Origin of the sequence: Streptomyces sp. NPDC005303 (assembly GCF_040607335.1) — a bacterium.
Taxonomy (GTDB): Bacteria; Actinomycetota; Actinomycetes; order Streptomycetales; family Streptomycetaceae; genus Streptomyces.
This window is the reverse complement of the sequence record NZ_JBEXGM010000031.1, coordinates 12556-37158: the sequence shown is the minus strand read 5'-3', so window position 1 is coordinate 37158 and position 24603 is coordinate 12556. Positions and strand designations below refer to the sequence as shown.

Below are 24603 nucleotides of genomic sequence, written 5' to 3'. Positions count from 1 at the left end.
ACGGTCGCCTCTGGCCCCGTGAGCCTGCCCGGCCACGGGAGCGCCGCAACATGTTCCCCCCGGTAGGACGGCTGCCAAGGAGTCAACCCAACATGCGGTTCGCGACGGGCTGCGGCCCGCGCGAGGCGCTTGATGTCATCGGGCCATGCTCCGGTGGCCACATCGGCCTCGCTGTTGCGGGCGAAGCCACGGTCCACGAGCCCGCGGGCGTCGCCCGTGCGGGTGCCTGGCCGCAGCTTTGACGGCGCCGACCGCGTTGGCCAGGGCGCCGGCCAACCGCGACCACTCTCCCTCGCGGGCTTGTGCCGCCGGGTTGCCTACGTCGTAGTCCGCGTCGTCGGCGACGGACTGCGCGCGCACCGACAAGTCCAGCCGCCAGAACAGCGGCAGCTGTTCGAAACGGACGAACAGCAGGCGGCGGCGGTCGGAATGAAGGAAGTGTCGCTGCGTACCCCTGCCACGGGGTGTACCGGGTGCAGGACGGCGCTTACCTGCGCCAGGCAGGCGACGAACTGGTCGTCGGGGACGATCCACTCGGCGTCAATGTCGCTGTTGGCGCCCGCGCTGCCCGCCGCGAGAGACCTCAGCAGCCTCGTCCGCGAACCGGTGCACCCCCGCTCAAGGGCAGCTTGTACCTCGGCCGCCAGGCTTTCGCGGTCACCTCGAAACTCCATGCCGGGCACCCTGGAGCCACTTCGCCCGGCATCGGCAGTCACATCCCTCCCGGGCTCGTTCGGGGGCACCGGTTGAGCCCGGCCGGGCGCAGCCCGACACTTGGGCAGCAGGCGGATACGTTGTACGGGATCCGGCCGCTGAGAGCGGTGCCGGCGAGGCCGAATCTCCAGCCCTGGCAGTCCTGTCGCAGCAGGGAGTGAGGCCACCGGCATGGATGTGCTGTTCATCACGAGCGTGGCGGTGGTCGCCGCCGACCCGCCGCTGAGCCGCAAGCTGTTCATCGAGGCTCTTGGCCTTCCCCTGGAGGGGGAGGGCGACGGCTACTACTCCAGCGGGAGCGTTCCCGGCAGCAAGCACTTCGGCGTGTGGCCGCTCTCGCAGGCGGCCGAGGCATGCTTCGGCACGGCCCAGTGGCCCGCCGACCGGGTTCTCCCGCAGGCGTCGATCGAGTTCGAGGTGGCGAACGCGGAAGCCGTCACCGCCGCCGGTGCCGAGCTGCAGCGCGCGGGCTTCGAGCTGGTGCACCAGGCCCGCACCGAGCCGTGGGGTCAGACGGTGGCCAGGCTTCTCACGGCGGACGGCTTGATCGTCGGGATCTCGTACGCCCCCTCCCTGCACGACGTGCAGGACGACCAGCACCCCGGGTGAGCCCGGCCGCTGAGCCGCGCTCACGACACGGCATGGTCGGCCGCGGAGCTGCGTGCCGGACCGGGCCAGACGGCACGGTTACCCCACAGCTGAAACCGCTCGCTGCCGCGCTGGCGGACGCTCCCTCACCGTTCACCGCTATCCAGTGGATCAAGCAGAGCCCGAACACCAAGCTCCTTGCCTGGCTCGCGGCCGAAGGACACGAGCTCACCCACGACCTGCTGGACGAGTTCCCTCCCAGCCGGAACCAACGCTACATCCGCCAACTCCTTGTCCACACCGGCATCTTGGACGAGCGGAACGAAGACCTCGAACGCGTCATCGGTTGACTGGAGCACGAACTCGCGGGCAAGCCGGCCGCGCACGCCAACCTCGCCCGCCCGTTCCTGAACTGGTTCCTGCTTCGACGCACCCGCCAACGTGCCGCCACCCGGCGCCATCCCGCCTCCGCCGACCGCGACTTGGGGCGCCGCGTCAGCGTCGCTCTGGACTTCCTGGCCCGATAGACGAACGCGACCTGCCCCTCGCCGACCTCGCCCAGGAACACATCGACGACTGGATCGTCGGAGGCACCAGCCAACGGCGCTACCTGATCCGCCACTTCCTAAGATGGACCACGAGCCATCGGCTCACCCGCGAACTGCCCGTCCCCTCCATCCCGAGGCAGGAGCCCCAGAACCTGCTCGACGAGGACGATCGATGGCCCCTCCTCCAGCGCCGTCTCACCGACCATGCGCTACCTACGGACGTCCGGGCTGCCGACGCGATCACCCTGTTGTTCGCCCCGTCCACCGGAGCCTCTGCCATCTGACGCCTGAGCACCTCAAGTTCGGCGACGAGCACGCACACCTGAAGCTGGGCCGCCACACCATCCTGCTGCGGCCGCGACTCCCCCAACTCCTTCGACATCTCGCCGAACAGCCCCAGCTGTGGCCGCGGCTCTCGCGAGTCCGCCCAGGGTCTCGGTGGCTATTCCCGGGCATGGGCCCGGGCAAGCCCATCTCGACGCACGGCATGACCCAGAAGCTGGGCCGCTACGGCATCCCGGTCCGCACCGCCCGCAACGCGGCACTGGCCGCCGCCCTCGCCGCTGATCTCCCCAGCCCGATCCTCGCTCACCTGACCGGGATGCACCACCACACCGCGCTCCGCTGGGTCGCCTACGCCAAACGCGACTGGGCCGCATACCTCGCCGCCCGGACGGCAGACCGGATGCCGCCGTACAACGCGCCGTCGCCAGCGCGGTGTTCAAGCACGTGTATCAGGCCCACCGGCGACTTCACGAGCCCGTCGCACCCTGCACCGCATCGGTAAGCGCGAACAGTTCGCAACACCAGATTCGACGGACACGAGTGGAGCAGTAAATTCGGTGCGCATGCACACAGCGCCGCAGCCCTGCCCGAGATGCAGCCCGGGTGAGGGAAGCGCACGATGAGAAGAGGCCACCCTCCCCGGAGGTGATCAGGATGCGACGTGTGCTAACCGCCGCAGCGGCCCTGGCTCTTCCCATTTCCCTTGCAGGAGCACCGGCTTTAGCGGCATCGCACAGCATTTCTGCGACCGCCGCGGTGACCAGCACCCGGCCGCACACCAGTTGAAGCGTCCAACAAACCTCGTGACTCAGGGACCGGACGATGTATGCAACTACACCAATAGCCGACCGAGCCTTCACCTAGGGTCATCCGGGCCAGCAGTCCAACAAGCCCAGTGCTACCTAAATCAGGCCATCGTCGTCGACGGGCGCATCGGAGCCCAAACTTGGTCGTTCCTTTCCTTCTGGGTCAACGCGCCAGGGGCTCCCTTCTGTTGACGGTCCCGGGGCAGTGTGGTCCTGAACCGGGCGCCCGGCCTGCTCGGTGCCCCGCGCCGCTGGGCCGCCCCAATACGGCACAACATCCAAAGAATAGCGCCGAGACAAGCAACTCGCCGTCAAACCATGGCCCTTGTCTCCCTCACCTCATGACGACCTGACACCCTGGGGAGATGTCGATCATGGTTGAGAATCCAGATCGCGACATAGAAAACCGGAAAACTGACGAACAGCCCGAGCCAGTCCAATGGCCGAGTCGACCGGGCTACACACACCCTCCGGCGCCTACCGCTTGTCCTGTATGCGGGCAGGTGACAACAGGCGAACTCTCCTGTCAGTTCTGCGGGCAGGTCCTCTTCCTTCCCAAAGGGCTCCCCTTGTCCACCATCGGCCTTCGATTTGGTGGATATCTATTGGAGGGGGTCCTGTTCGTCTTCACAGCAGGGATCGGGTGGCTCATTTGGGCGCTCTTCCTTTTCCCGCAGGGGCAGACGCCTGCCAAGCAACTACTCCAAATGAGAGTAGTCCACATCGGGGAACCGATCGCTGCTCGGTTCTGGCGGATGTTCTTTCGTGAATTCATCGCGAAAACGATCGTCGCAATTCTCGCGACCTTCACATTTTTCATTCTCTATTTTTGGCTGTTCTGGGACCGCAACCGGCAGGAACTGTGGGACAAACTAGCCTCCACGCTAGTCGTCAGCGACCGGCAAGGCTTGCTCCGCCCTGTTCAGCGCCAGGACAGTACGACCGCAGGAGGGGAAGATGGGCGGTCGCACTGGGGCGCCCCACCCGACGCCAGAGGTGGATGACGACGAGCGCTGTCGTCCGCATCTCGACGATCAAAGGTCATCTGTCGTCGACGGGGAAGACCCTTCTGCTTATCGCTGTGGCAAAAGGGCAAGGAACTGTGCGGAGGTCTCATGACTGGCTACCGGCGCATAGTCTTGGCGGCTATTGTCTCGATAGCTATTTCCATTCTCTCTGCCCCCGTATCGGGACATACTTCGCCGGGGGTCAACGTAAGCGTTGAACGTGCGCTTACGTATGACTCTGCGGGACACGAGAAGAGTACATTTTCTCCGGGGGAGACGATTCGATACGCAGTGCTGGTTCGGGTTGCTGGGGGATCGGCGAGTCTTGACCTTTCATGGAAAGTCGGCAATAACGCTAGAAGTATCTACTCCTACCGCGAGGGCCACACCTTCGCAGCTGGTTACCACGCTATCTACTCTCCCAGTACGGCTCCTGAGGACTCAGCAGGCCCGTACGATAATGCCGTCAACGTAGGGTTTGGCGTCGGTCGGAACGTCACACGCCACAGCGTACTAACAGTTTCAGGTGGGCGCGTCTGTTTGTTCCATGCTCCTGTGTCAGTCATCGGACAAGAAGTGGGCCATGTGGGGTGGGCCTTCCGTACGACAACTGGCGATCGCTGGGAGTTCGGTGGGACAGAATTCTCCGCAGACAACAACTGGATTCGAACTGGCAGCTGGCAGAACGTTCTTTCTTCATTTAAATCACCTCCGACTTCCGTGAAAGGGCACTATACGGAATACCGCTGTCTCGATTGGCCAAAGGCATGGATGGATCCTGTGGCAGCGGCTCGCGAGGCGAAAGAGGGGCAAGCCCGCAACTATGATCTACTCATCGACAATTGCCTTACGCGTTCCGTAGCTATCTTCAACGGCTATGGCCTCAGCCTTGCGTCCGGCGAAACCGAATACCCCAGCACCTACTTCAGGAATCTTCCGCGAGCTACTGAAGGGGTAAACGCACCCACAAAATGGGGACCTGTTGTGGCATTGTGACTCAACGACGTCAGGCAGACGCTGGCCCTGTTCGACGGAGAATGGCTAGTTGCCGGCGCCAAGGTGCATCGAGCAGCCACTCTTGCAAGGTGATCAGGCAGCAGGAACGGTAGACGCCAAGGCCGCTGCCGTGAGGTGTGCCGCGACGGGCGATGACCGGCAGAATCCGACGGTTGCCCGCACCTGGTCGCGGTGCATCATGGCCGCAACCGTGGTCGGCGAAGACCGCCTGCGGCCTGCGCCGGGACCGACCGTGCCGGCCTCTGCCGGGCAGGATGGCGGGGAATAGTGCACCCCCTCCCGCCAGTAGTCCAGGGCCGGCGTCGGCAGAAAATTCTGCCTCTTCACCAGTAGGTGTGAGGACGGCGGACGATCAGCGCTTGACGCGGTTGCGGATGGCCAGGACCGCGAAACCGAGCAGGATGGGTTCGGCGACGCGGGAGGTGATCTCGGTGTAGGTGCCGGACGTGGTGAGGTCTTGGCCAGAGGAGCGGAACACGACGGAGTTAATGACCACGCGCAGGGCCTTCTCGAAGCGTTCGGTGGTGAGCCGGGAGGGCCATGGTCCAGTGGGGTTGACCGGATCGGCGGTTTCTGTGGTCAGGGTGATGTCCTGCCCGATCGCAACCTGACGACCGGTAATGGTTGGCTTCGGATCTTCGGCGGGCATGCCCCAGAGCATCAGCGCCAGTATGGTGGCCGTCATGGCTACTACTAGCCATGCCATGGCGCGCAGTGCTCGGAGGCCGTAGCCCGAAAGGGCCCAGTACGCCGTCAGGAGGGCCCGTTCGCTGGCCGTCCGGGTGGTGTCGTGGCGGCGCATCTCCATCTCGCCGTAGTAAAAGTCGGCGGCGTCCGGCTCGTTCTTTCCGTCCTCGAGCGACTTGCGCACTTGCCTGTACAGGGCTGCAAGCGCCGCTGGCTTCAGAACAGCGACACCCGCTGGCGGGGGCATCCAACCGCGGGCGCGGTTCTGCCGGGCAGACTGAGTGCGCCAGTGGTGCTCCTCGGTCAGGGTCCGTCGCGCACTCCACGGTCTCAGTGGGCGCCGGTACCACGGGCCGCCGGTGGGGGTTTCGGCAAAGGTGCACCAGCCGTCGACACGGAGCTGGTCGAGGTGGATTGCGCCAGCGAATTGGCAGATACTGAGATCGATGTCATGCAGCACCAGTTGTGCGGCGTCGACGCCGGCTACGGACTTTAGACGTACACCGTCACTGAGGCCCTGCAGCCCATTCTCCGGCAACGGCTCACCGAAGGGGCCTGGAAACGGCGTGGAGCGGGCTGTGACCGTCATTGGGTACTCCAGGACCGCTTCGCTCATGTTCAGTTCCGCGTAGCGCAGGCGCAGCGTAGCGGCCGAAGCCCATTGCGTACGCGCACAGCGCACCTCGCGGGCTGCTATCTCCACTGTGACGGGCACACCGAACCACGCCCCGTCCAAGGTCACTTGCTGACTGCACACCAGTGGTCCCAAGTGTGACTCGCTCTCAAAGCGCGTCCCGACGAACTCGGCGGGGCCTGCGAAGGAGGCCCGGTCGAACCCCGCGGTGCCAGCGAAGGATGCTCCGTCGAAAGCGGCGGTACTGGCGAAGGACGCCTTGGTGAACTCGGCGGTATCCGCGAATGTTGCCCCGTGCAAGCTCGCGATGCCCGCGAACGTTGCCGCGCGGAACCCGGCGTGGCCATCAAACGATGCATGGTTGAACCCGACGCTGTCTGAGAACGACGCACTGCCGAACTGGGCGCTGCCGGCGAAGGACGCACTGTCGAAACTGGCTCCGAGGGAGAAGCATGCCCTGTCGAACCCGGCGGTGCCGGAAAAGGAAGCCCTGTCGAACCCCGCGGTGCCAGCGAAGGATGCTCTGCTGAAGTTGGCATCGCTTGAGAAGGACGCGTTGTTGAACTGGGTGGTGCCAGCGAAGGTCGTACTGTCGAACCGAGCTTGGTGGGAGAAGTGCGTACTGCTGAACCTGGCGTCGTTGGCGAAGGAAGCACTGTCGAACCGGGCGGTTCTTGAGAAGGACGCACCAGTAAACCGGGCAGTGCCTGAGAAGGAGGCCCTGGTGAACGGGGCAGTGCCTGAGAAGGACGCCTCATTGAACCAGGCAGCGCCGAGGTGTGGATTGCTCCTCGTGGGACCGCGCAGGGCATTGAGGAGCTGGTCCAGAAGCGCTTCGGTGAAGGGGGTACCACGGTGGTCGATGTCGGAGCCGGGAGCCAGAATCGCCAGGTATGCGACGCGGTCGGCATCATTCAGATGCGCCAGGCACTCGGCGTATCCGCTGACACGTATGCCTCGGCAGCCGACAGGGTTCTCCGGCGTTGCGTCCCGGCCACAGTGCGACCATGGGGGCGGAGTGCGGGATGGCTCAGGCGCTGCAGACGTCATGCTCCAATGACGGTCCGGGCGAGCTTCTCGGTTGCCTGCTTTCCTCAAAGGTCACCACTCGTATGGCGAAGCGGTCGATCTCGCCGGGAATGTGGCGATCCGATCGCGGGTCGCTACACAAGGGCCACCTCCGTAAGACCCAGGTCAGCGCTTTCTATCGGTAGCCCCGTTTACCGGCGGCCAAGGCTCGGTGCGAGACGCTCGATCTTGTCGAGCTGGTGCACGCGGATCTCCGGACATGGCCGGACGTACGCGTCCCCGGCAGCGTAGAAGAGATCCGCAAGGGGTTCGGTTCGCGCTGGTGGATCCAGCACATGTCGCATGCCGGAGCCGTCGAGGTACGCGAGATCGGGTGGGGGAGGTCGGCCACATGACCGAGGGCCCCCGGAAGGGCCCTCGGCGGTGCTCTCAGCACCTGTCATCCGTGCTTATCACCTCTCGCGCACAATCATGAAGATGATGGCGATCAGCAGAAGCGCAAACGGATCCATGGATTGATCTCCTCAACAAATCGAGCCCCTGAGGGCGTGGGTTGTAGGGAGATCGCACTTCGGTGCTTCGAGCACTTCCAGCTTGCCCGAGTTGCCCCGTCGGAGCGACCAGCTGACAGGAAGTGAGGCATTGCGTTCCGGCTCGTCCCGACACGGCACAAAGGCATAACGGGGGCTGCACTGCACGCCGGTGCTGACCCAACCGTGGAGCGTGCGAGTCGTCCAGAGAGCGTTGGCCGTTACATAGGTCACCGAGCCGATGGACTGAGAAGAGTCGGATGGGAACGGTGACCCCTTGCCTGGCTACATCGACGACGCCGAAGCCCGCCTCGCCTACGTCGCCGTCACCTCGTCGCCCCGACCACTCAGCAGCGGTGCTGACAGTCGAGCGGCAGTCTCACTGGCGGGTCGGCGAGGACTCCACCGGTGGACAGCCGGTGGACAGACGCCTTTGGACGGTGCATCACGGGGTGGCCCGGGCCAACCTGTTGCACCTGCTCTGATCAGGAAGGACGTCACCACGCGTCACGACGGAGCACCAGGCAACACGATCGCTCATGGTCTCGTAATGCGTAGGTCTCGGGTTCGAATCCCGAAGGCGGCTCCATGGTGAACCCCAGGTCAGGGATCTGACCTGGGGTTTCTTGTTCTCGTTGACCTTGGAATTCGGGGCAATCGGGCACGTGTGCTTTGTGCATCGCAATGCGTGGGTCTGTTCGCAGACAGTGACGGTTCGGCCATGTGGTGGCCGAGCGTGTAGACCAGCTCCCGGTCGACCGCGAAATTGGCGGTTCACAGGGGAACGAAACTTGTGGACGCGCGGTCAACCTGCGCCCCGTCTCGGGTGGTCGCCGGAAGCCGTCGATGTGGACCAGGGCGGCACCAGTCGGTCACCTTCGGAGTCACAGCCCGGGTGGCCGGGGGACCTGCACCTGCCCGAGCGCGGTGGCGATGCTGCGCGGCGGGTGATGCGCACCGGCACCTTCTCCCGTTCCCGGTCGGCGATATGGATCCTCTCGTTCTGTGTCAGGTACAGAGATGACGAAATGAGCCTGCTCAGCCGACACCTTGCGGGCCGGCTGAGCAGGCTCATTCATTGGACGGGCTGGGCGAGCAGCCCCCGCAGTCGGCCCAGGGCGCGCTGCCGCAGCGGGCCAAGTGACCCGCGCGGCAGCCCGAGCAGCCGGCTGGCCTGGTCGTAGCTCGGTGGCGGATCGGCCATCAGGACGCCCAGCAGCTCTTGGTCACGACTGGGCAACCGGCGGAAAGCGGCCAGGACTTCGGAGGCGTCGGCACGCCGCAGCGCCTGTTCGTCGGGATGCTCCACCTCTCGTGCACAGGTGTCGAACAGAGAACTGTCGCCGACCGGAACGAGACGCTGATGGCGCTCGATGTGCTTGAGACACTCCCGGCGGGCTGTCGTCGCGAGCCAGGCCGCCACTTGCTTGCGCTCGCGCAGCTGCGGAAGGTACTGAACGGCCCGCAGCCACGTTAGTTGGTACACGTCCTGGCAATCGGCGGGGGAGAGGCGATGCGAGCGGGCGATCGTCCACACCAGCGGTGTGAAGTGGTCGACGAGCCGGACCCAAGCCTGCTGATCCCCTCGCAGGCAAGTGGTCACCAGTTCGGCCACGTCGGCGTCGGCAGGGGCAGTATGTGCCATGTCCGGCTCCCCGGATCAGCCGGACAGACGGGCGGATGGGCTGCGTACCACCAGGCAGCCGACGTTCCCATCCGTGCCGACCGAGGTCACCAGGGCAACCTCGCCGTCCCCCGACTCCTCCTGCCAGGCCGCAAGCAGCGCGGCGAGCTGGAGCGAACCGCTGGCGCTGAAGGTCTCGCCCAGCCGCTGGGTGATGCGCAACGTGCGGTCCGGCAGTGCGCCCAGAGCCCCGGCCACTCCCCGTTCCTCGATGCGCTCGAGACCGACATGGCCGCTGCATCCCAATGACACGGCGCTCACCTGGTCGGCGGACACCTCACTGCGCCGCAGGGCACGTTCGATGCACTGTGACAACGCGGCGGCGAGGCTGCCCTGTTGCACACCGACCCCCGCTGACGAGACCTCACAGGCCAGCACCTGTGCCAACGCCGGGCGGCCTGCGGCGGCCGCATCCTCGGGTCGTTCGACCATGAACACGGCACAGCCCTCGCCCACGGCGGCGCCGCCCGACAGCGCCTTGGACAAGTGCCATCCCCAGGCGGACTGCGGGCAGAGTTCCTCCACGGCCCCCACCAGCGCTCGGTCGACGTGGCCGCCTGCGATGGCGTTGCGGGCGTAACGGATCGCGTTGAGGCTCGACAACCGGCCCCCGGCGATCGTCGCGTTGACCCCGCGCAGCTTGGAGCGGATGGCGATCTGCCCGGCGCAGCAGTTCATGACCGAGTTGGGGAAGAGGTTGGCCCGCACCAGGTACGGCTTGTCCTGGACGAGCGTGTCCCGGGAGAACTCACTGGAACTGCGGATGCTGCCCGTGCTCGTGCCGATCACCACGCCGGTGCGCGGCTTGTCGTCTTCGGCCAGCGGTACGGGCAGCCCGGCCAGCGCCCTGGCACACGCCACGAGAGCGAGCTTGGTCGTGCGGTCCAGGTGACGGATGCCCTTGCCGCCGAGGTACTCCTCGGCGTTGAGATCGGCTACGGCGTGCAGCGCGATCGGCGGCAGATCGTCGGAGATCTGTGAAAGGTCCGCCCGCGGCGCATCGCCCGAGGGCAGGGATGGCTGCAGGGTGCGAAGCCCCTGCCCGGCCGCGGACAGTACCCCGGTACCGGTGATGAGCAGGGGCGCCACGGTGGTCACTGGTGCAGTGAGGGTGCTCATGCCGCCCTTCCCAGGATGGTGATGGCGTTGTTCCCGCCGAAGGCGAATCCGTGGTTCTGCACGATGCGGGGGGCAGCCGGCCGCGCCGTGCCCGGCACCGGATCCACTCCCGGACCCAGGGCAGGGTCGGTCTCCGTGACGTTCGCTGTCGGCGGCAGGAACCCCTCGTACAGCGCGAGGCAGCACATCAGCGCACCGAAACCACTGGCCGCACCCATGGTGTGACCGATCGCCGACTTGATCGAACTGATCGGCGGCAGACGGTCCCCGAACACCTCCCGCACGGCCTTGACCTCGGTGGCATCGTTGGTGGGCGTCCCCGTGCCGTGTGCGCAGATGTAGTCGATCTGTTCCGGCTCCACGTTCGCGTTGCGGTGCGCGGCGCGGATGCACTCGGCGATGCTGCTCGGATCGGGGGACACCGGATGCTGGGCATCGCAGTTGACGCCGTACCCCAGCACTTCGGCGTAGATCCTGGCGCCCCGGGCCACCGCATGGTCGTAAGGCTCGAGGAAGAGGGCTACGCCTCCCTCGGCGGTCAGGATTCCGCTGCGGTGCGCGTCGAACGGACGGCAGACCGACTCGGCGAGTGCGCCGAGCCGGAAGAACCCGGCGTGCGCCCACCGGTTGATGGAGTCCGCACCGCCGCTGAACATGAAGTCGGCTTCACCGCTGCGCACCATGTCATAGGCGTACCCGAGTGCGTAGTTGCTCGCGGAGCAGGCCGTGGCAATGGTCTGCGCTTCCCCGGACAGCCCCAGCTCGGCGTTGACCGCGGTGGCGATCTGGCTGGCCGGCACTTTGCGAATGGCGGTGGGGTCCAGCCGTTTGAAGCTGTCCTTGACCCACTGCTCGGTGAGCTGCTCGATGACGGCGGACTCACCGCTGGTCGTGCCGATGGCCGAGCCGGTGTGCGCCTCGGCCACCAGGGCGGGGTCGAGGTCCGCGTCCTCGAGGGCCAGCCGGGCGGCGGATGCGGCGAACAGCCCGCTACGGCCCCACTGTTCGGGGTCCAGGCTGCGCAGCACGCTGCGAGGCTCGAAGTCGTGGACCTCGCCGGCCATGGTGTGGGGGAAGCCGCTCGCGTCGAACCCACGGATGGGTGACACCCCGCTGCGGCCTTCACGAATCCCGGCGGCGAACGTATGAGCACCGATACCCAGACTGCTGACGGCGCCGAGCCCGGTCACCACGACCCGGCGTGCGGTGGTGTCACGCATTCGGTATCTCCCAGCCGGCGTTGCGGGCGACGACGTCGTAGACGGCGGTCAGCGTGACCATCTCCGGCAGCTCCTCCTGCGGGATCGAAACCCCGAGGTCGAGTTCGATCCGCGCGAGGATCTCCAGCGCCAGCAGAGAGTCCGCGTCGTGGTCGTTGACGAAGTGGCTGGTCTCCGTGAGCTCGTCCGGTCCGAGCTCGAGCACCTGGACGACGATGGTCCGCAGGGCCTCCAGCCGCTCTGTCTGGATCAGGTTCTCGCTGGTCTGAGGCATGACGTTTCCCTTCGCTGATAGGTGGGGGTCTAACGTGCGCAGGCGAGGCATCACGCGCCGCCGGCGTGCAGCCTTGAGGCAGGCCGCAGCTGGTGGCGGAGGTTCACCAGGGTCGCCTTGGCGATCGACGACGGTGAGAGGAACGCTCCGGTTCCGATGAGGCGTGAGCCGAAGCTGTGGAAGTGCCGGGCCATCTTCGGGTCACGCGCGGCCGCCGAGAACATCAGCTTCTCGACGGGGTTGAACGGCCGGCTCGAGGCGTAGTCGGAGATCAGGAACTGATAGCCCTTGAGCTTCGAGCGGCGGCTGCGGTACGCGGCCAAGGACCGGTCAAGGTCCCCGGACCCTTGCGCAGCGGCCGATGTCGAGGCAACCAGCCACTGCGCGCTCTGCAGTGCCCAGCCGCAGCCGACCCCCCACAGGGGGTCACTGGTGAGCGCGGCATCGCCGATCAGCGCCCAGCCCGGACCGACGGGTTCACGAACGATCAGAGGGTAGTTGACAGTTCCCACGATCTTGCCGACGAGCTCGCCCTGGTCCAGGTCGGGTGCCTCGGGAAGAGACTTCACGAAGGCGCGGTAGGAGCCCTCCAGATCGGCCTTGAACTCCGGGAGCTTCGCCTTGGACGGGATGCACGCGACGAGCGTGATGTCTCCGTCGTTCGGCATCGCGTAGGCGACATCGGGCTCGCGGAACCACGACAGCGTCATGTCGCCCGCAGGGCGCGGAAGTCCCTTGAAATGGGCGAAATAGCTGAAGCGCTCGTTGTCGACGGTCTTGGTGGCGGCCCCGGCGAACTTGCCGATCGCCGAGTCCTTCCCGTCGGCGCCGACGACCAGCCGCGCGCGGAACTCCCGTCGCTCGCCGCTCACCGACGCGGTGACGCCGGCCACCTTGTCGCCCTCGGTGAGCACGCCGTCGACGGTGTGCCCCAGGAACAGGTCGACTCCGGCGGTGCCCTGTGCGAGCCGTCGCAGGATCGGGTCCAGGGTCTGGCGCCGGACGTTGTACCCGTAGGGCAGACTCCGCTGCCGAGGATCACGCTCGGGCCGTATCCAGCCCCAACGGGTCCAGTAGCGTGCCGAATTGGGGACCGCGCCCGCGGCTTCCAGCTCTTCGGTCACTCCGAGTTCCGCCAGCGCGGGGTACCCGCAGGCCTGGATGTAGTGCGTGCACAGCACCTTGTAGGCGGACATGTCGGAGCGGCGTTCCAGGAGGGCCACTCTGGCCCCGCGCCGGGCGTACAGAACGGCTGCCGTGCACCCCGCGATGCTCGCTCCGTTCACGATGACGTCGTACGACTCGCTCATGATTCCCCTCTTTGGGACATGCGTGAGAAGGCCACGGCCGACACAGGCCGTGCGAGGCCTCGGCTGATGTCAGACACCGGGCGGGCAGGCAGCCGCTCGCAATCGGTGGACGCATCCCGCTGCGGGGAGCAGCCGAGTCGGGCGGTTGTGCACAGCGCTGGGCACACTGAAATGCCCGCCGTCTATATCCGCGGTGGCCACGCCGATAGGCGTTCAACGGCGCTGATGGAATGCTGATCGTCCAGCTTGACTACATTGTCAAGCAATGAACTAAGTCGACGGGGTGTGTAACGCACATTTATTGCGCGAACTGCACCCGGAAAATGGAATGAGAAGTTCCGCTCAGTGGCGGACGGGGCGCGGCCGATCGTTCCTACAGGACCGGGCCGACGGCGCATGATGCCTGGTCAGGGGCCCTCTGGCCGCGCTGACGCCTGCGTCCGAGATGGAAACTTCGGCGGGTGTGCCGTGCCGATATCCACGCATTGTGCTCTGCCCCCGTGCAGTGAAATTTAGTAGGTGCTAACTACTTTCTTTGCTGAGCTTAGCTAGTCGCCCGCTCGAGTGTCAAGGTGAATTTAAAGTACCTACCTGCTTGTCAAGGGTTAGTCATGAGAGAGCATTACCGAGTGAAAGAAAGGCTGGTTTTCGTGCCACGCCTGCGTGCCCTGCGCTAAGAAGCGGACTGCCGCATGCCGCATGCCGCGTCGGCCGGAGGTGCCGCGGAGAGCGGCAGGGCCGCGGCCGGTGGTGACACCGCCTCGTGAGTGAGGGACACGAGGCGGCGCACAAGGTGCCGAACACGCGGGTGGGTCAGTACGCGCCCTCTGCGACGTCGCCCTCTGCCTGGTCGAACAGTCTGACGGCGTCGTAGGCGGATTGCCTCAGGGCCTCGGGAACCGGGCCCGAAGCCCGCACCAACGCCGCCAACAGGTCCTCGTCCGCCGGGCCGGCAGGCTGATCAGGAGACATCGGTACCCCCAGCTTCATCGGTGCCGAGCCGACGTGGGGCCGTGCTCACAAAGCGATCCCCCCATCGACCTGGAACGTCTGCCCGGTGATGTAGTCGGCCCGGTCGGAGAGCAGGAAGGCGGTGATCTCCGCGACCGACTCGGGCGTACCGAACCGGCCCAACGGAACGCTGCTGAGCGCCTCCTGGCGGGCCTTGTCCGAGAGGCCGGCTGTCATGTCGGTCTCGATGAACCCCGGAGCCACGACATTGACACGGATGCCACTGCGCGCGACCTCCTTCGCCAGCGCCTTGCTCATGCCGATCACGCCGGCCTTCGCGGCCGAGTAGTTGGTCTGCCTGGCGTGGCCGAACACACCCGCCACGGAGGACATGTTGACGATCACTCCCGACCTGCGCTTCATCATGGTGAACGCGGCAGGCTTGCAGAAGTTGAAGGTACCGCTGAGGTTCGTGTCGATCACCGACCGCCAGTCCGACGACGGCATGAGCACCATCGGGTTGTCCCGGACGATGCCCGCCGAGTTGACCAGTGCGCTCACCGGCCCGAGTTCGGCCTCCGCTTTCGCCAGAAACGCCGCAGCCGCTTCGGCGTCGGTGACATCGCACGCGTCGTGATAGACGCCGGCTCCTTGCTGTCGCAGCTGCTCGGCGACGTGCTCGCCCGCCTCGCGGTTCGAGTGGTAGCAGAACGCCACGTCATAGCCGTCCGCGGCCAGACGCAGAGCCACGGCGGCACCGATACCGCGTGACCCACCGGTGACCACGGCTACTTTTCGCTGAGGCATCGCGACTCTCCCAGTCCTGTGGATGACAGTTGCAGGACGATGCGCATGCACGCCCACCTTCACAGAGCGCCGACCTCCGTCGGGAGATACGTTCCGCCGCGGCGCGGTGCGGTCAGCCGTGCGGCGGCGCGATTCAGCCCGCCTGCCGAGAAAGAGACCGCACAACTGCTGTATCCGTGTCAGCCCCTTGCGGATCTGTGCTCATGAACGCGCCTGCTGCGCCCTGCTGCAAGGAGACCGCCGCGATGACACAGCCCATCGGCATCGAAGAATTCACACTCATGGCCGGGGTCCTGCCGGACGATCTGCCGGACGACCTCGGCACACTCATGCGGGAGGCCGGGCTCGGGGCCGGCGGCCTCTACTGGAAGCTGGGCATCCACCTGGAGGAGGCCTCCGCTCAGCTGGTCGTCGGCACGATGCCGGTAGAGGGCAACACACAGCCGCAGGGACTGCTGCACGGCGGCGCGTCGATCGCCTTCGCCGAGACGCTGGCGTCCACGGCCGCGGCCCTGTACGCGGGCACCCGCCGCATCGCCGTGGGCGTGGAGGTCAGTGCGACGCACCACCGCTCGGCCCGCAACGGAACGGTGCGCGGCAGTGCTCAGGCCGTCCACCTCGGCTCCTCCATGGCCACCTACAACGTCGAGCTCACCGATGCGAGAGGACGGCTCCTGTGCTCATGCAGGGTCAGCTGCATGCTCAAACCGCGCCCCGGCCTGAGCTGAACCGAACTGAGATGACCACGAGCCATGAAATCGGACCGCACCTGTGATCCCGCCGGCTGGACATGCCGAGCAAGGACCTCTGATCGCCTCTGAGATCATCGCGAGCTGGGCCGCGGAGTTCTCCGGCAGACTCCAAGCGCTGACCCGTGTGAAGGGCTTCGGCCAGGGCGGGCCGGCCGAGCGGTATCTCGGGCAAGCGGGGGGATACGGAGACCGAGGAATGATCTCTGAAGTACTGCCGGCCGGTGCCAGGGGCGCGGAATCCTTCGGAGAGCAGGACGAGATCGCCCTCGAGGCCTTGCTGCCACAGGAGTCGGAAGCGATCTCGCACGCCGGCGTGCGGCGCCGGCAGGAGTTCGCGGCGGTCCGGCACGGCGCGCGGCAGGCACTCGCGGCGCTCGGCCTTCCCCCTGCCGCACTTCTCCCGGACCAGGCAGGCGCACCCCTCTGGCCTGCCGGTGTGGTGGGAAGCATGACCCACTGCACCGGCTACCGGGCAAGCGCCGTGGCACTCAGGCAGGACATTGCTTCCCTCGGCATCGATGCCGAGCCCAACTCACCGCTTCCCGCCGGGACCCGGCGATTGGTGCTCCTGCCTCCCGAGGTTGAGCGTGCACGGGAGTTGGACACGGTGCGACCCTCCGTCGCCTGGACCCGACTCCTCTTCTGCGCCAAGGAAGCGGCGTACAAAGCCTGGTACACCCTGACCGGACAGCCACTCAACAGCGGCGATGTGGAGATTGTGGTCAACCCGGAGGGCACAGTGGCTGCAGCGATCTCGCTGACGCCGGGGGGCCGAACGGTCCCGACACTCCGAGGCCGCTGGCTGGTGCGGGACAACCTTCTCCTTGTCGCGCTCGCCGTCCCGCGGCCGAGCCGGCCGTCCTCCGAACCTCAACGGCACCGGGGCCATCCGTAGTCGGCCTCAGGGGCAGGTCCAGGCCCTCGCGCAGATCCTGGGTCGATTGCGCATGCGAAGCCGTCGCAGGTGCTTCCCGGTATCTTCGACCGGCGCGAGCGCAGGCTCTACTCCTGCGGCGGCAGAGGAATTCTCATTTATTTCGGCAACGGCTTCGTCATCGCGACATCCGTTATTGCGCCGGGTTCGTTTACGCGCGACCCTCGTAAAACCTGGGGTACTTGTAGGATCGCCGCCACGAACACGCTTTCGCTGGGCACCCGGCGCGTTCGCGCTGTCGCTGCTGCCGACCTCGAATCAAACTCCAGGCCATGGCGGCGACATCTGATTCTCGAAGAATGCGGGGCGAAGTCGCTTGCGGGGTCAGCCCGGCCGGCGGGTTCACAGTCGGTTCAAGGCATATTCCTGGCTCACGCACAGGTCGAGGTGAAACGGCTGCCGGCAACCCTGCGTGCGGTTGTGCGGTTATATTTCGGTGCTGTTCAGCGTCCCCAAAGCGGAATAGACAGAGGCGTCGATGACGGTGTAGGCATCGTGCACCCACTGCTCGTCGTTGCTCGCCGACGTCCTGGCGTCGATCATCGTCAGGTCGTTCAGCAGCAGGCCCAGTGCCATGTAGATCTTCATTTGCACGGGGGCCACCCCGGCATGCTCGGCCAGTCGGCGCCACTGATCGCCGTAAGCCTCTCGGACGGCCTCGCGCACCTCGTCGTGGGCGCACGCGGCGAAGGCCTGGGTCTGGATCAGTACATCGGGATTGTTCTCCAGATTCGACCGGTACTGATTACCCATCGCGATGAGCGCGTTGACCCCGGACAGGCCCTCGGCCGCATCCAGCATTCGTGCCGTCGATTGCGCAAATGAAATGCGAACGCATTCGGTGAACAATTTGGTCTTGCTCCCGAACAGCCGGAAAATGTACGGCTGTGTAACACCCGCTGCCCTGGCGATCACTTCGGCAGAGGTGCCGAAGAGTCCCGTTCGGGAGAACTCCAACATGGCGATATCGAGGATCTGTGCTCGTCGCTGTGCTGCTGACATGCGGATTTTTTGCATGGTTCATTATGTCACACGGAGGGTTTCTCATTCCAGGAGTTCGTAACGGATCACGGGCGTTGTGGAGTTCGCGTTGTCGTTCCCGGTGCACGGCAGGGCGTTTGGACTGGTGGAGCGGGACAACTGCTCGATCCGGGCGCCTTCCTGTACCCGCCTGTGGTGCCTTCACTGCCACGGCGCTTCCCTCGTGGTGATGGCGTACCCAGTGGGAAGCTACCACTAACTATCCCCGCGCAGCGAGGCTTCCAAAACTTCATGGCAGGTCAAGTTTGTGCAGGTCACAGCGATATGTGCGACGCCTGGGAAGTTGTATGCATCCACTTACTTAAGGGTTGTGGAGGCTGTCGGTCTGGGCTATAGTCAGTTCTGCTGGCGGCGAGCCGTCGTCCCGCCCGGGTCCCGACGACCCGGCGTCCGTGCGAGCGGATACGGGCGCGACCGACTGGTCCGCGGCAAGGATGACTTCACGCTCGTAAACGGCACGGCGATGTGGCGCCGCATCAGCTCCTGCGGACCGACTGCGCCGGTTTTCACCTCGATCAAGTCCGACGGCGGCGCGCGGCGATGATTCTGGTCGCCGACACCGAAGGAGAAGGACGATGCGCACAACATCCTTGGCAGACAACCCGTCAACCGACGTCGGACAGGAGATCTGGGATTCCTGGACCGGTCTGTGGAACGGCACCGGCGGGCAGGACCCGGCCGAGTTCATCGCCGACGACGTGACCGTGCACCTGCCGACCTTCGGGATGCCGCCCTCGGAGTCGTTGACGACCCGCGACGACGTCACACGCTGGATCGAGGGATTCCGGAGCTGCTATCGCCCCGGCGCGCGGTTCGCCGCCGAACTCGGGCCGTGGCTCGTCGCTGACGAACTCGTCGTGGCGCGCTGGCGTTTCACCGGGACGTGGCAGGGCGGTGTTCCCGCGACGGCCACGGCGGCAGCGGGCACCGAGGTCTCGATCTGCGGTGTCGACATCCTGCGGCTCGAGAACCGGCGCATCGCCGAGTACTGGCTCACCGATGACCAACTCGACCTGTACGGCCAGCTCGGCGCGACGATCCCGGCGGGAGCTCGGTCCTGATGAGGAGGACGACCATCGTCGCCGACACACGACAGGAGCCGTTACATGCGGTCGCCGGCTGAGTCGAGCGCCTTCGTGATCGGCAGCGCCGTGGTGCTGCCACCCGCGGTGGAGTCCGCCGCCGAGGCCGTGCGCTCGGGGCGGATCACCGAGCAGGAGCGTGCACAGCTGGGAGTGACGAGCGTGCACGTCGGTGGCGAGCCGGCGCCGGTACTCGCCGCGGCCGCCGCTCGCGCCGCTGCTGCCGAGGCGGGTATCGAGCCCGACCGCGTCGGTCACCTGCTGCACGGCCACACCTACTACCAGGGGCACGACTTCTGGTCACCCGCGCATTTCATCGCCAACGAAGCCGGATTCGACAGTTGCGTTCCGATGTCCATCGAGCAGATGTGCAACGGCGGCGCTGCGGCGCTGGGTATCGGCGTCGAGCGGGTTCGGTACGCGGTCTCCGGCGAGCCGGTTCTGAGCGTGGCGACCACGGCGGACGCGTTCGGCGGCAACGGCTTCGACCGGTGGGGCAGCGACTACGACACCGTGTACGGCGACGGCGCCACCTGCGTGATCCTGTCCCCGGAGCTCGGCGACACGAGTGTGCCCGCCCTGCGCGTCGTCGCACTGGACTCGCGTGCCCGGCCGCAGTTCGAAGCCATGTACCGCGAGGGCGACGCCTTCGGCACCACCCCCCACGAGTTGCGGGCGGCCATCGATGTGAAGGCCACCAAACGCGCCTTCTTCGAGCGTTCCGGCGGGACCGCCGAATTCCGCGACGCCGCGCTCAAGACGATCGGCGAACTCGTCGCCGGCGTCATCGACCTGGCCGGTGTCGGCACCGCCGACGTGGCGGCGACGATGCTCCCCCGGCTGAGCCCCAAGGTGCTCGACCTCATGTACTCCGAGGCGATCGATCCTCGGCTGGTGCCGACGCTGCACTGTGAGCGCGACACGACCGGGCATCTGGGAGCGGGCGACTTCCTCGCGAACCTGGATCACCTGCGGCGCACCGACCTCGTCGCCGACGGACAGTACGCGCTCGTCATCGGTGGTGGAGGCGGGTTCACCTGGTCGGCGGCGCTCGTACAGAAAGTGGGCTCCGCCCCACGGACCTGACCGCTCCCCCTTCCTGTCCAGCAATGCATCTCCACCTCGAAAGGACCCACCGATGTCTGACCCCGGCGCGCGCGACTGGTCGATTCTGGATGTCGATCCGCTGCAGCGGACCGTCACTGATGCCGACGCATACGTGCGCACGCTCATGCAGTGGCACTTCGGGCCCGAGACGGGGTCGCCGTTCTGGCTGAAGCGCAAGGCTGCCCTGGCCTTCGACCCCCTCACCGACGTGAAGTCCGTCGATGATCTCGCGCTCTTCCCCAACCTCATCGACGAGTTCCGCGACGTCGCCGCCGAGGAACTGATTCCGCGCGGCCTCGGCGACTCGCCGAAGATCGCGGCCATCTTCGAGAGCGGCGGCACGACGGGCCGGCCCAAGCGGTTCATCATGTTCGAGGACTGGTTCACCCGGTACCTTGCCTGGGCGGGCCGCAAGGCCGCGTCGGGCCTCGGCGGCTCGGGCATCAACCTGCTGGCCACGACGCCGTCCGGCCCGCACATGATCGGCGAGGTCACGGTCCGGCAGTCGCATGCGCTGGGTGGCAAGCGGTTCACGATCGACATCGACCCGCGGTGGGTCAAGAAGCTCATCGAGCGCGGTCAGACCGATGAACTGCGCGCGTATGTCGACCACCTCGTCGACCAGACCGCCGACATCCTGGCGACCCAGGACATCGGCATGATCCAGACCATTCCGATCCTGCTGACGAAGATCGCCGAACGCCCCGAGCTCGTCGAACTCGTCCGCTCAAAGGTCAAGCGCATCGCCTGGGGCGGGGCGCACATGGATCCGGACACCCGCGCCATCCTGCGCGAGGAGGTGTTCCCCGGCATCCCGATCGTCGGCGGCTACGGCAGCACGACCATCCTCAGCGTCTCGGTGGAGCGGAAGGAGGAGCAGCCCTCCGGCCTGGCGACCTTCGACCCGTTCTCCCCGTACGTGTTCTTCCGTGTCGTCGACCCGGAAACCGGCCGGCCGGTGGCCTACGGCGAGCGCGGGCAGATCGTGATGAACCACATCACCAAGTTCGCGCTCATCCCCAACAACCTGGAACGCGACACCGCGGTACGAGTAGAGGCCGAGGACGGCCACATCGGCGACGCGGTCGCCGACGTCGCGCCGGTGCAGACCTTCGACGGCACGGCCATCACCGAAGGGGTCTACTGACGATGAGCGACCCCGAAGACGCACCGGTGTTCGCCCACGTCGACGCCATCACCGACGCGGGCGAGTACCGGGCCCGGGCGAGCAAGCCGCTCCGCCTGCCGGACGGACGTGAGATCGGCGCCCTGTCCGAGGTCCCCCGGCTCTATGTCGCCCGCGCGTTCGCCCGGCTGTCCCAGGCCCCGGTGTTGCCGTACGCGACACGGCTGGAGATGCTCGCCAAAGCGGCGGATCTGTTCGAGAACGCCGTGGTCGAGGGGCAGTCGATCGACGACTACCTCGATCTGGTGAGCCTGTGCGCCGGTGTGCCGCGTGCGATCGCACACGCCTCGATCGCCGCCATCGCCCGGACCCTGCGCGCGTTGCCGGACACGCTGGCTCAGGAGATACCGCGGGGCGCGGTCACCGACATCGACGACCCCCGGGTGCGGGAGGGCGCGGCGTACTGGGCCCGCCAGGGCAGGACGCTCGCAGTCCATGCCTCCGGCAACACCCCGGGCGTACACGCTCTGTGGCCCAGCGCGCTGGCGCTCGGCTACTCGGTGGCGGTCCGGCCGTCGAGCCGCGAGCCGTTCACTCCGCAACGGCTCGTGCGCGCGTTCCGGGAAGCGGGCTTCACCTCGCACGTGGCCCTGCTGCCCACCGACCACGACGTCGCCGACGTGCTCATCGAGCACGCCGACCGCGCGCTGGTCTACGGCGGACAGGCAGTCGTGGACAAGTACGCCGCGAACCCGGCGGTACTCACCCAGGGGCCGGGGCGCTCGAAGACGGTCGTCACCGATGACGTCGACTGGCGTGACCACCTGGACACCGTCGCCGCCTCGGTCGCGAACCTCGGCGGCGCCGCCTGCACCTGCACCACCGCAGTGCTCGTCGAAGGCGATGCGGCGGAGGCGAACGCCTTCGCCTCCGCCCTGGCCGACCGGCTCGCCGAACTGGAGGTCGGCAAGCACCGCACCGAGCTGCCGCAGGCCACGGCCCGTCAGCTTGCCGACCACGTCGAGCGGGTCGGCGCGGGCACGACCAGCTTCGGCCGGGACGACATCGTGGAGACGGTCCGGCCGGGAACCGCGGTACTGCACCCGGTCGTCCGGGTCGCGCCCGACGCCAAGTCCCCGGTGTTGGGCGTGGAACTGCCCTTCGCGTGCGTCTGGATCGCGCCGTTCAGCCGTGCCGACGGGATCGCGCCGCTGACCTCTTCGCTGGTCGTCGCCGCGATCACCGAGGACATGGAGTTCGCGCAGCAACTGCTCGACGAGCCGAGCATCACCAACGTCTACATCGGCGCCCACACCACGACGTGGATGAAACCGGGGGTGCCGCACGACGGCTACCTGTCCGAGCACCTGATGAGAACCAAGGGCGTCATCCGATGACCTGGTCGCGCTAGAACAACCACCCCCACAACCGAAAGAACCGATCATGAGCGCCGACACGCCCGCCCTCGCCACTACCGCCCCGGTGGACAAGGCGGCCGACCGCCGCCGAGCGATTGTCTTCGCCGTTCTGTGCTGCGGATTCGTGCTGACAAGCCTCGACATGATGATCGTGAACGTCGCTTTCCCGGCGATCGAGCACGAGTTCCCCGGCTACAGCAATGCCGTCCTCAGCTGGACGCTGAACGCATACACGATTCTCTACGCCGCCGCGCTGATCCCGGCCGGCCGGCTGGCCGATCATCTCGGCCGCAAGCAGACGTTCCTCGGCGGGCTGATGCTCTTCACCCTGGCCAGCGCATTGTGCGCGTTCGCGCCGAGCCTGCCGGTACTGATCGCGGCGCGGGCCCTGCAGGCGCTCGGTGCCGCCGCCCTCACTCCGACGTCCATGGGCCTGCTGCTGCAGGTGAACCCACCTGAGCTGCAGCAGCGCGCGATCCGCAGCTGGACGGCGGCCGGCGGGATCGCCGCGGCCATGGCACCGATCGTCGGCGGCCTGCTCGTCCAGTACGACTGGCGGCTGATCTTCCTGATCAACGTGCCGATCGGCGCCCTGGCCACGGTCGTCGGGCTGCGCGTGCTGCCCGCCTCGGCACAGCGTTCCTCGGCGCCGAGCCCGGACCTGCTCGGTGCGCTGGCCGTCGCACTCTTCGTCGGTGCGCTCGTCTTCGCACTGGTCGAGGCGCCGGATGCCGGATGGGGCTCGGCGACCACGCTCTCGGCGTTCGCCTGCGCGGTGGTGCTGCTCGTCGTCGCCATCGTCCGGAACCTGCGGCACGTGTCGCCGGTAGTCCCGCGCGAACTGCTCGCGCTGCCCGTCTACGTCCGGACGAACATCGCGGCCTTCGTCTACAGCGCGGCCTTCGCGGTGATGCTGCTCTCGGTTGTCCTCTGGACGCAGAACGTACGCGGCTACTCCGCGATCGAGACCGGCCTGGCCATCGCGCCGGGGACCGTGCTGATGCCGATCTTCGCCATCCTCACCGGGCGGATGGCGAAGAGCATCGGCCTGGCCCGCACCGCGGCGCTCGGCTGCGTCGTCCTCGGCCTGGGCATGGTCTGGTGGACGGTCACGGCCCCGACGGACCTGCCCTACGTGCTGGCGGTCATGCCCGGTTCCATGCTCACCTCCATCGGCACGATCGTGGCGATGGCGGCATTCGCCGGACAGGTGTCCACAACCATCCCGCAGGCCTTCTACGCCTCTGGCTCGGCCGTGCACACGATGGCCAAGCAGATGGGCATCGCGATCGGTGTCGCCCTGCTGCTCGTCATCCACGACAGCGCCAACAGCGACGGGACGTCGCCGGTGCCGGCCCTGCGCGACGCGTGGATCGCCGCCGCCGTACTCACCGTCGTCGCGGCCGGCATCGCCCTGGCCGCTCCAGGTAAGACGGCTACCACTTCTGCTGAATAAACCACTCCTGCCGAATAAAAGGGAATCGTCACATGCTCACGTTGGACACGTCTGCCGCGCGCAAGATCTGGGAAAACTGGCTGCGCATGTGGAACGAGGATTCTGACGTCGCCCACGAAATCATTTCTCCCGCCGGATACGTGCTGCACCTGCCCGACGTCGGCGCCACGATCGACCCGTCGAAGATCTCGGGGCCGGCGGAAATGTCGAAATGGGTTTCCGGCTTCACCGGGAAATTCGAGGGACTGCGGTATTCGACAGACTTCGGACCGTTCGTCGACGAGTCCGAGCGTCGTTTCGCCTATCGCTGGATAGGCACCGGTACCTGGACCGGAGCCACCAACTGGCCGGTCGACATCCCGGGCGAGGAGGCGATCTTCGTCGGAGTCGACATCTTCCAGGTCGATGAGTCGCTGCAGATCACCGAGTGCTGGTCCCAGGGCGCCGTCACCAGGACGACCTGAGCGCCCACCCGCA

At 66.6% G+C, this 24603-nt stretch carries 22 protein-coding genes; 12 read left to right on the top strand and 10 right to left on the bottom strand.

What is annotated here, in order from left to right:
• The first annotated feature begins 885 nt into the window (after positions 1-885).
• Positions 886-1323, top strand: coding sequence for a VOC family protein (locus tag ABZT93_RS31990; protein WP_356111257.1), 438 nt, complete (start codon positions 886-888; stop codon positions 1321-1323).
• A 125-nt stretch (positions 1324-1448) separates the two neighbouring features.
• Here ABZT93_RS31990 and ABZT93_RS31985 read toward each other — a convergent pair whose 3' ends face one another.
• Complete coding sequence (locus tag ABZT93_RS31985; RefSeq protein ID WP_356111255.1) at positions 1449-1763, bottom strand: hypothetical protein; 315 nt, start codon at positions 1761-1763, stop codon at positions 1449-1451.
• A 574-nt stretch (positions 1764-2337) separates the two neighbouring features.
• Between ABZT93_RS31985 and ABZT93_RS31980 the strand changes: the two genes are divergently transcribed.
• From ABZT93_RS31980 to ABZT93_RS31970, 3 genes are all read left to right on the top strand, one after another.
• Positions 2338-2637: a hypothetical protein gene (locus ABZT93_RS31980; protein WP_356111253.1), complete on the top strand. Its 300-nt coding sequence runs from the start codon at positions 2338-2340 to the stop codon at positions 2635-2637.
• Between the two features lie 873 nt (positions 2638-3510).
• Entirely contained in the window at positions 3511-3945 is a 435-nt protein-coding gene (locus ABZT93_RS31975) for an RDD family protein (RefSeq protein ID WP_356111251.1), read from the top strand.
• 558 nt (positions 3946-4503) lie between these two features.
• Positions 4504-4944: a hypothetical protein gene (locus ABZT93_RS31970; protein WP_356111250.1), complete on the top strand. Its 441-nt coding sequence runs from the start codon at positions 4504-4506 to the stop codon at positions 4942-4944.
• Between the two features lie 373 nt (positions 4945-5317).
• Here the strand turns inward: ABZT93_RS31970 and ABZT93_RS31965 are convergent, their stop codons facing one another.
• The 8 genes from ABZT93_RS31965 to fabG form a co-directional block, all read right to left on the bottom strand.
• The gene (locus ABZT93_RS31965; RefSeq protein WP_356111249.1) at positions 5318-7336 is read right to left on the bottom strand and encodes a pentapeptide repeat-containing protein; all 2019 of its coding nucleotides are present in this window, start codon (positions 7334-7336) and stop codon (positions 5318-5320) included.
• A 1584-nt stretch (positions 7337-8920) separates the two neighbouring features.
• Entirely contained in the window at positions 8921-9490 is a 570-nt protein-coding gene (locus ABZT93_RS31960) for a sigma-70 family RNA polymerase sigma factor (protein ID WP_356111247.1), read from the bottom strand.
• A gap of 15 nt (positions 9491-9505) precedes the next feature.
• Positions 9506-10648: a beta-ketoacyl synthase N-terminal-like domain-containing protein gene (locus ABZT93_RS31955; protein ID WP_356111245.1), complete on the bottom strand. Its 1143-nt coding sequence runs from the start codon at positions 10646-10648 to the stop codon at positions 9506-9508.
• Positions 10645-11868: a beta-ketoacyl-[acyl-carrier-protein] synthase family protein gene (locus tag ABZT93_RS31950; protein ID WP_356111243.1), complete on the bottom strand. Its 1224-nt coding sequence runs from the start codon at positions 11866-11868 to the stop codon at positions 10645-10647. Before ABZT93_RS31950 ends, ABZT93_RS31955 begins: the two co-directional genes overlap by 4 nt.
• Positions 11861-12142, bottom strand: coding sequence for an acyl carrier protein (locus ABZT93_RS31945; protein ID WP_356111241.1), 282 nt, complete (start codon positions 12140-12142; stop codon positions 11861-11863). The genes ABZT93_RS31950 and ABZT93_RS31945 overlap by 8 nt, the downstream gene beginning before the upstream one ends.
• A gap of 50 nt (positions 12143-12192) precedes the next feature.
• Complete coding sequence (locus ABZT93_RS31940; RefSeq protein ID WP_356111239.1) at positions 12193-13452, bottom strand: NAD(P)/FAD-dependent oxidoreductase; 1260 nt, start codon at positions 13450-13452, stop codon at positions 12193-12195.
• An 813-nt stretch (positions 13453-14265) separates the two neighbouring features.
• Positions 14266-14424: a hypothetical protein gene (locus ABZT93_RS31935; RefSeq protein ID WP_356111238.1), complete on the bottom strand. Its 159-nt coding sequence runs from the start codon at positions 14422-14424 to the stop codon at positions 14266-14268.
• Between the two features lie 45 nt (positions 14425-14469).
• Positions 14470-15273, bottom strand: a complete 804-nt coding sequence (gene fabG, locus ABZT93_RS31930) for a 3-oxoacyl-[acyl-carrier-protein] reductase (RefSeq protein ID WP_356111236.1) — start codon at positions 15271-15273, stop codon at positions 14470-14472.
• Between the two features lie 182 nt (positions 15274-15455).
• Here fabG and ABZT93_RS31925 point away from each other — a divergent pair, with 182 nt between their 5' ends.
• Positions 15456-15938, top strand: a complete 483-nt coding sequence (locus ABZT93_RS31925) for a hotdog fold thioesterase (RefSeq protein WP_356111234.1) — start codon at positions 15456-15458, stop codon at positions 15936-15938.
• 220 nt (positions 15939-16158) lie between these two features.
• Positions 16159-16857 carry a 4'-phosphopantetheinyl transferase superfamily protein gene (locus ABZT93_RS31920; RefSeq protein ID WP_356111232.1) on the top strand — a complete coding sequence of 233 codons (699 nt, stop codon included), beginning with the start codon at positions 16159-16161 and terminating at the stop codon, positions 16855-16857.
• 465 nt (positions 16858-17322) lie between these two features.
• Here ABZT93_RS31920 and ABZT93_RS31915 read toward each other — a convergent pair whose 3' ends face one another.
• The gene (locus tag ABZT93_RS31915; RefSeq protein ID WP_356111230.1) at positions 17323-17898 is read right to left on the bottom strand and encodes a TetR/AcrR family transcriptional regulator; all 576 of its coding nucleotides are present in this window, start codon (positions 17896-17898) and stop codon (positions 17323-17325) included.
• A gap of 614 nt (positions 17899-18512) precedes the next feature.
• Here ABZT93_RS31915 and ABZT93_RS31910 point away from each other — a divergent pair.
• The 6 genes from ABZT93_RS31910 to ABZT93_RS31885 are packed head-to-tail and all read left to right on the top strand — an operon-like array spanning position 18513 to position 24590.
• A complete protein-coding gene (locus tag ABZT93_RS31910; protein WP_356111229.1) occupies positions 18513-18998 on the top strand; it encodes a nuclear transport factor 2 family protein in 486 nt (161 codons plus the stop codon).
• Between the two features lie 45 nt (positions 18999-19043).
• Entirely contained in the window at positions 19044-20105 is a 1062-nt protein-coding gene (locus tag ABZT93_RS31905) for a 3-oxoacyl-[acyl-carrier-protein] synthase III C-terminal domain-containing protein (protein WP_356111227.1), read from the top strand.
• A gap of 52 nt (positions 20106-20157) precedes the next feature.
• Positions 20158-21273 (top strand): AMP-binding protein, encoded by a 1116-nt coding sequence (locus tag ABZT93_RS31900; protein ID WP_356111226.1) that lies wholly within the window; start codon positions 20158-20160, stop codon positions 21271-21273.
• Positions 21274-21275: 2 nt separating this feature from the next.
• Positions 21276-22649: an aldehyde dehydrogenase family protein gene (locus tag ABZT93_RS31895; protein WP_356111225.1), complete on the top strand. Its 1374-nt coding sequence runs from the start codon at positions 21276-21278 to the stop codon at positions 22647-22649.
• Positions 22650-22695: 46 nt separating this feature from the next.
• Positions 22696-24126: an MFS transporter gene (locus ABZT93_RS31890; RefSeq protein WP_356111224.1), complete on the top strand. Its 1431-nt coding sequence runs from the start codon at positions 22696-22698 to the stop codon at positions 24124-24126.
• Positions 24127-24158: 32 nt separating this feature from the next.
• Positions 24159-24590: a hypothetical protein gene (locus ABZT93_RS31885; protein WP_356111223.1), complete on the top strand. Its 432-nt coding sequence runs from the start codon at positions 24159-24161 to the stop codon at positions 24588-24590.
• Positions 24591-24603 lie beyond the last annotated feature (13 nt).

Excerpts from the sequence above, each read along its gene's own strand:
- ABZT93_RS31990 (WP_356111257.1), top strand. The coding sequence starts at position 886 with ATGGATGTGCTGTTCATCACGAGCGTGGCGGTGGTCGCCGCCGACCCG.
- ABZT93_RS31985 (WP_356111255.1), bottom strand. The coding sequence starts at position 1,763 with ATGGCGCCGGGTGGCGGCACGTTGGCGGGTGCGTCGAAGCAGGAACCA.
- ABZT93_RS31980 (WP_356111253.1), top strand. The coding sequence starts at position 2,338 with ATGACCCAGAAGCTGGGCCGCTACGGCATCCCGGTCCGCACCGCCCGC.
- ABZT93_RS31965 (WP_356111249.1), bottom strand. The coding sequence starts at position 7,336 with ATGACGTCTGCAGCGCCTGAGCCATCCCGCACTCCGCCCCCATGGTCG.
- ABZT93_RS31960 (WP_356111247.1), bottom strand. The coding sequence starts at position 9,490 with ATGGCACATACTGCCCCTGCCGACGCCGACGTGGCCGAACTGGTGACC.
- ABZT93_RS31955 (WP_356111245.1), bottom strand. The coding sequence starts at position 10,648 with ATGAGCACCCTCACTGCACCAGTGACCACCGTGGCGCCCCTGCTCATC.
- ABZT93_RS31950 (WP_356111243.1), bottom strand. The coding sequence starts at position 11,868 with ATGCGTGACACCACCGCACGCCGGGTCGTGGTGACCGGGCTCGGCGCC.
- ABZT93_RS31945 (WP_356111241.1), bottom strand. The coding sequence starts at position 12,142 with ATGCCTCAGACCAGCGAGAACCTGATCCAGACAGAGCGGCTGGAGGCC.
- ABZT93_RS31940 (WP_356111239.1), bottom strand. The coding sequence starts at position 13,452 with ATGAGCGAGTCGTACGACGTCATCGTGAACGGAGCGAGCATCGCGGGG.
- ABZT93_RS31935 (WP_356111238.1), bottom strand. The coding sequence starts at position 14,424 with ATGTCTCCTGATCAGCCTGCCGGCCCGGCGGACGAGGACCTGTTGGCG.
- ABZT93_RS31925 (WP_356111234.1), top strand. The coding sequence starts at position 15,456 with ATGACACAGCCCATCGGCATCGAAGAATTCACACTCATGGCCGGGGTC.
- ABZT93_RS31920 (WP_356111232.1), top strand. The coding sequence starts at position 16,159 with ATGATCTCTGAAGTACTGCCGGCCGGTGCCAGGGGCGCGGAATCCTTC.
- ABZT93_RS31915 (WP_356111230.1), bottom strand. The coding sequence starts at position 17,898 with ATGTCAGCAGCACAGCGACGAGCACAGATCCTCGATATCGCCATGTTG.
- ABZT93_RS31910 (WP_356111229.1), top strand. The coding sequence starts at position 18,513 with ATGCGCACAACATCCTTGGCAGACAACCCGTCAACCGACGTCGGACAG.
- ABZT93_RS31905 (WP_356111227.1), top strand. The coding sequence starts at position 19,044 with ATGCGGTCGCCGGCTGAGTCGAGCGCCTTCGTGATCGGCAGCGCCGTG.
- ABZT93_RS31900 (WP_356111226.1), top strand. The coding sequence starts at position 20,158 with ATGTCTGACCCCGGCGCGCGCGACTGGTCGATTCTGGATGTCGATCCG.
- ABZT93_RS31895 (WP_356111225.1), top strand. The coding sequence starts at position 21,276 with ATGAGCGACCCCGAAGACGCACCGGTGTTCGCCCACGTCGACGCCATC.
- ABZT93_RS31890 (WP_356111224.1), top strand. The coding sequence starts at position 22,696 with ATGAGCGCCGACACGCCCGCCCTCGCCACTACCGCCCCGGTGGACAAG.
- ABZT93_RS31885 (WP_356111223.1), top strand. The coding sequence starts at position 24,159 with ATGCTCACGTTGGACACGTCTGCCGCGCGCAAGATCTGGGAAAACTGG.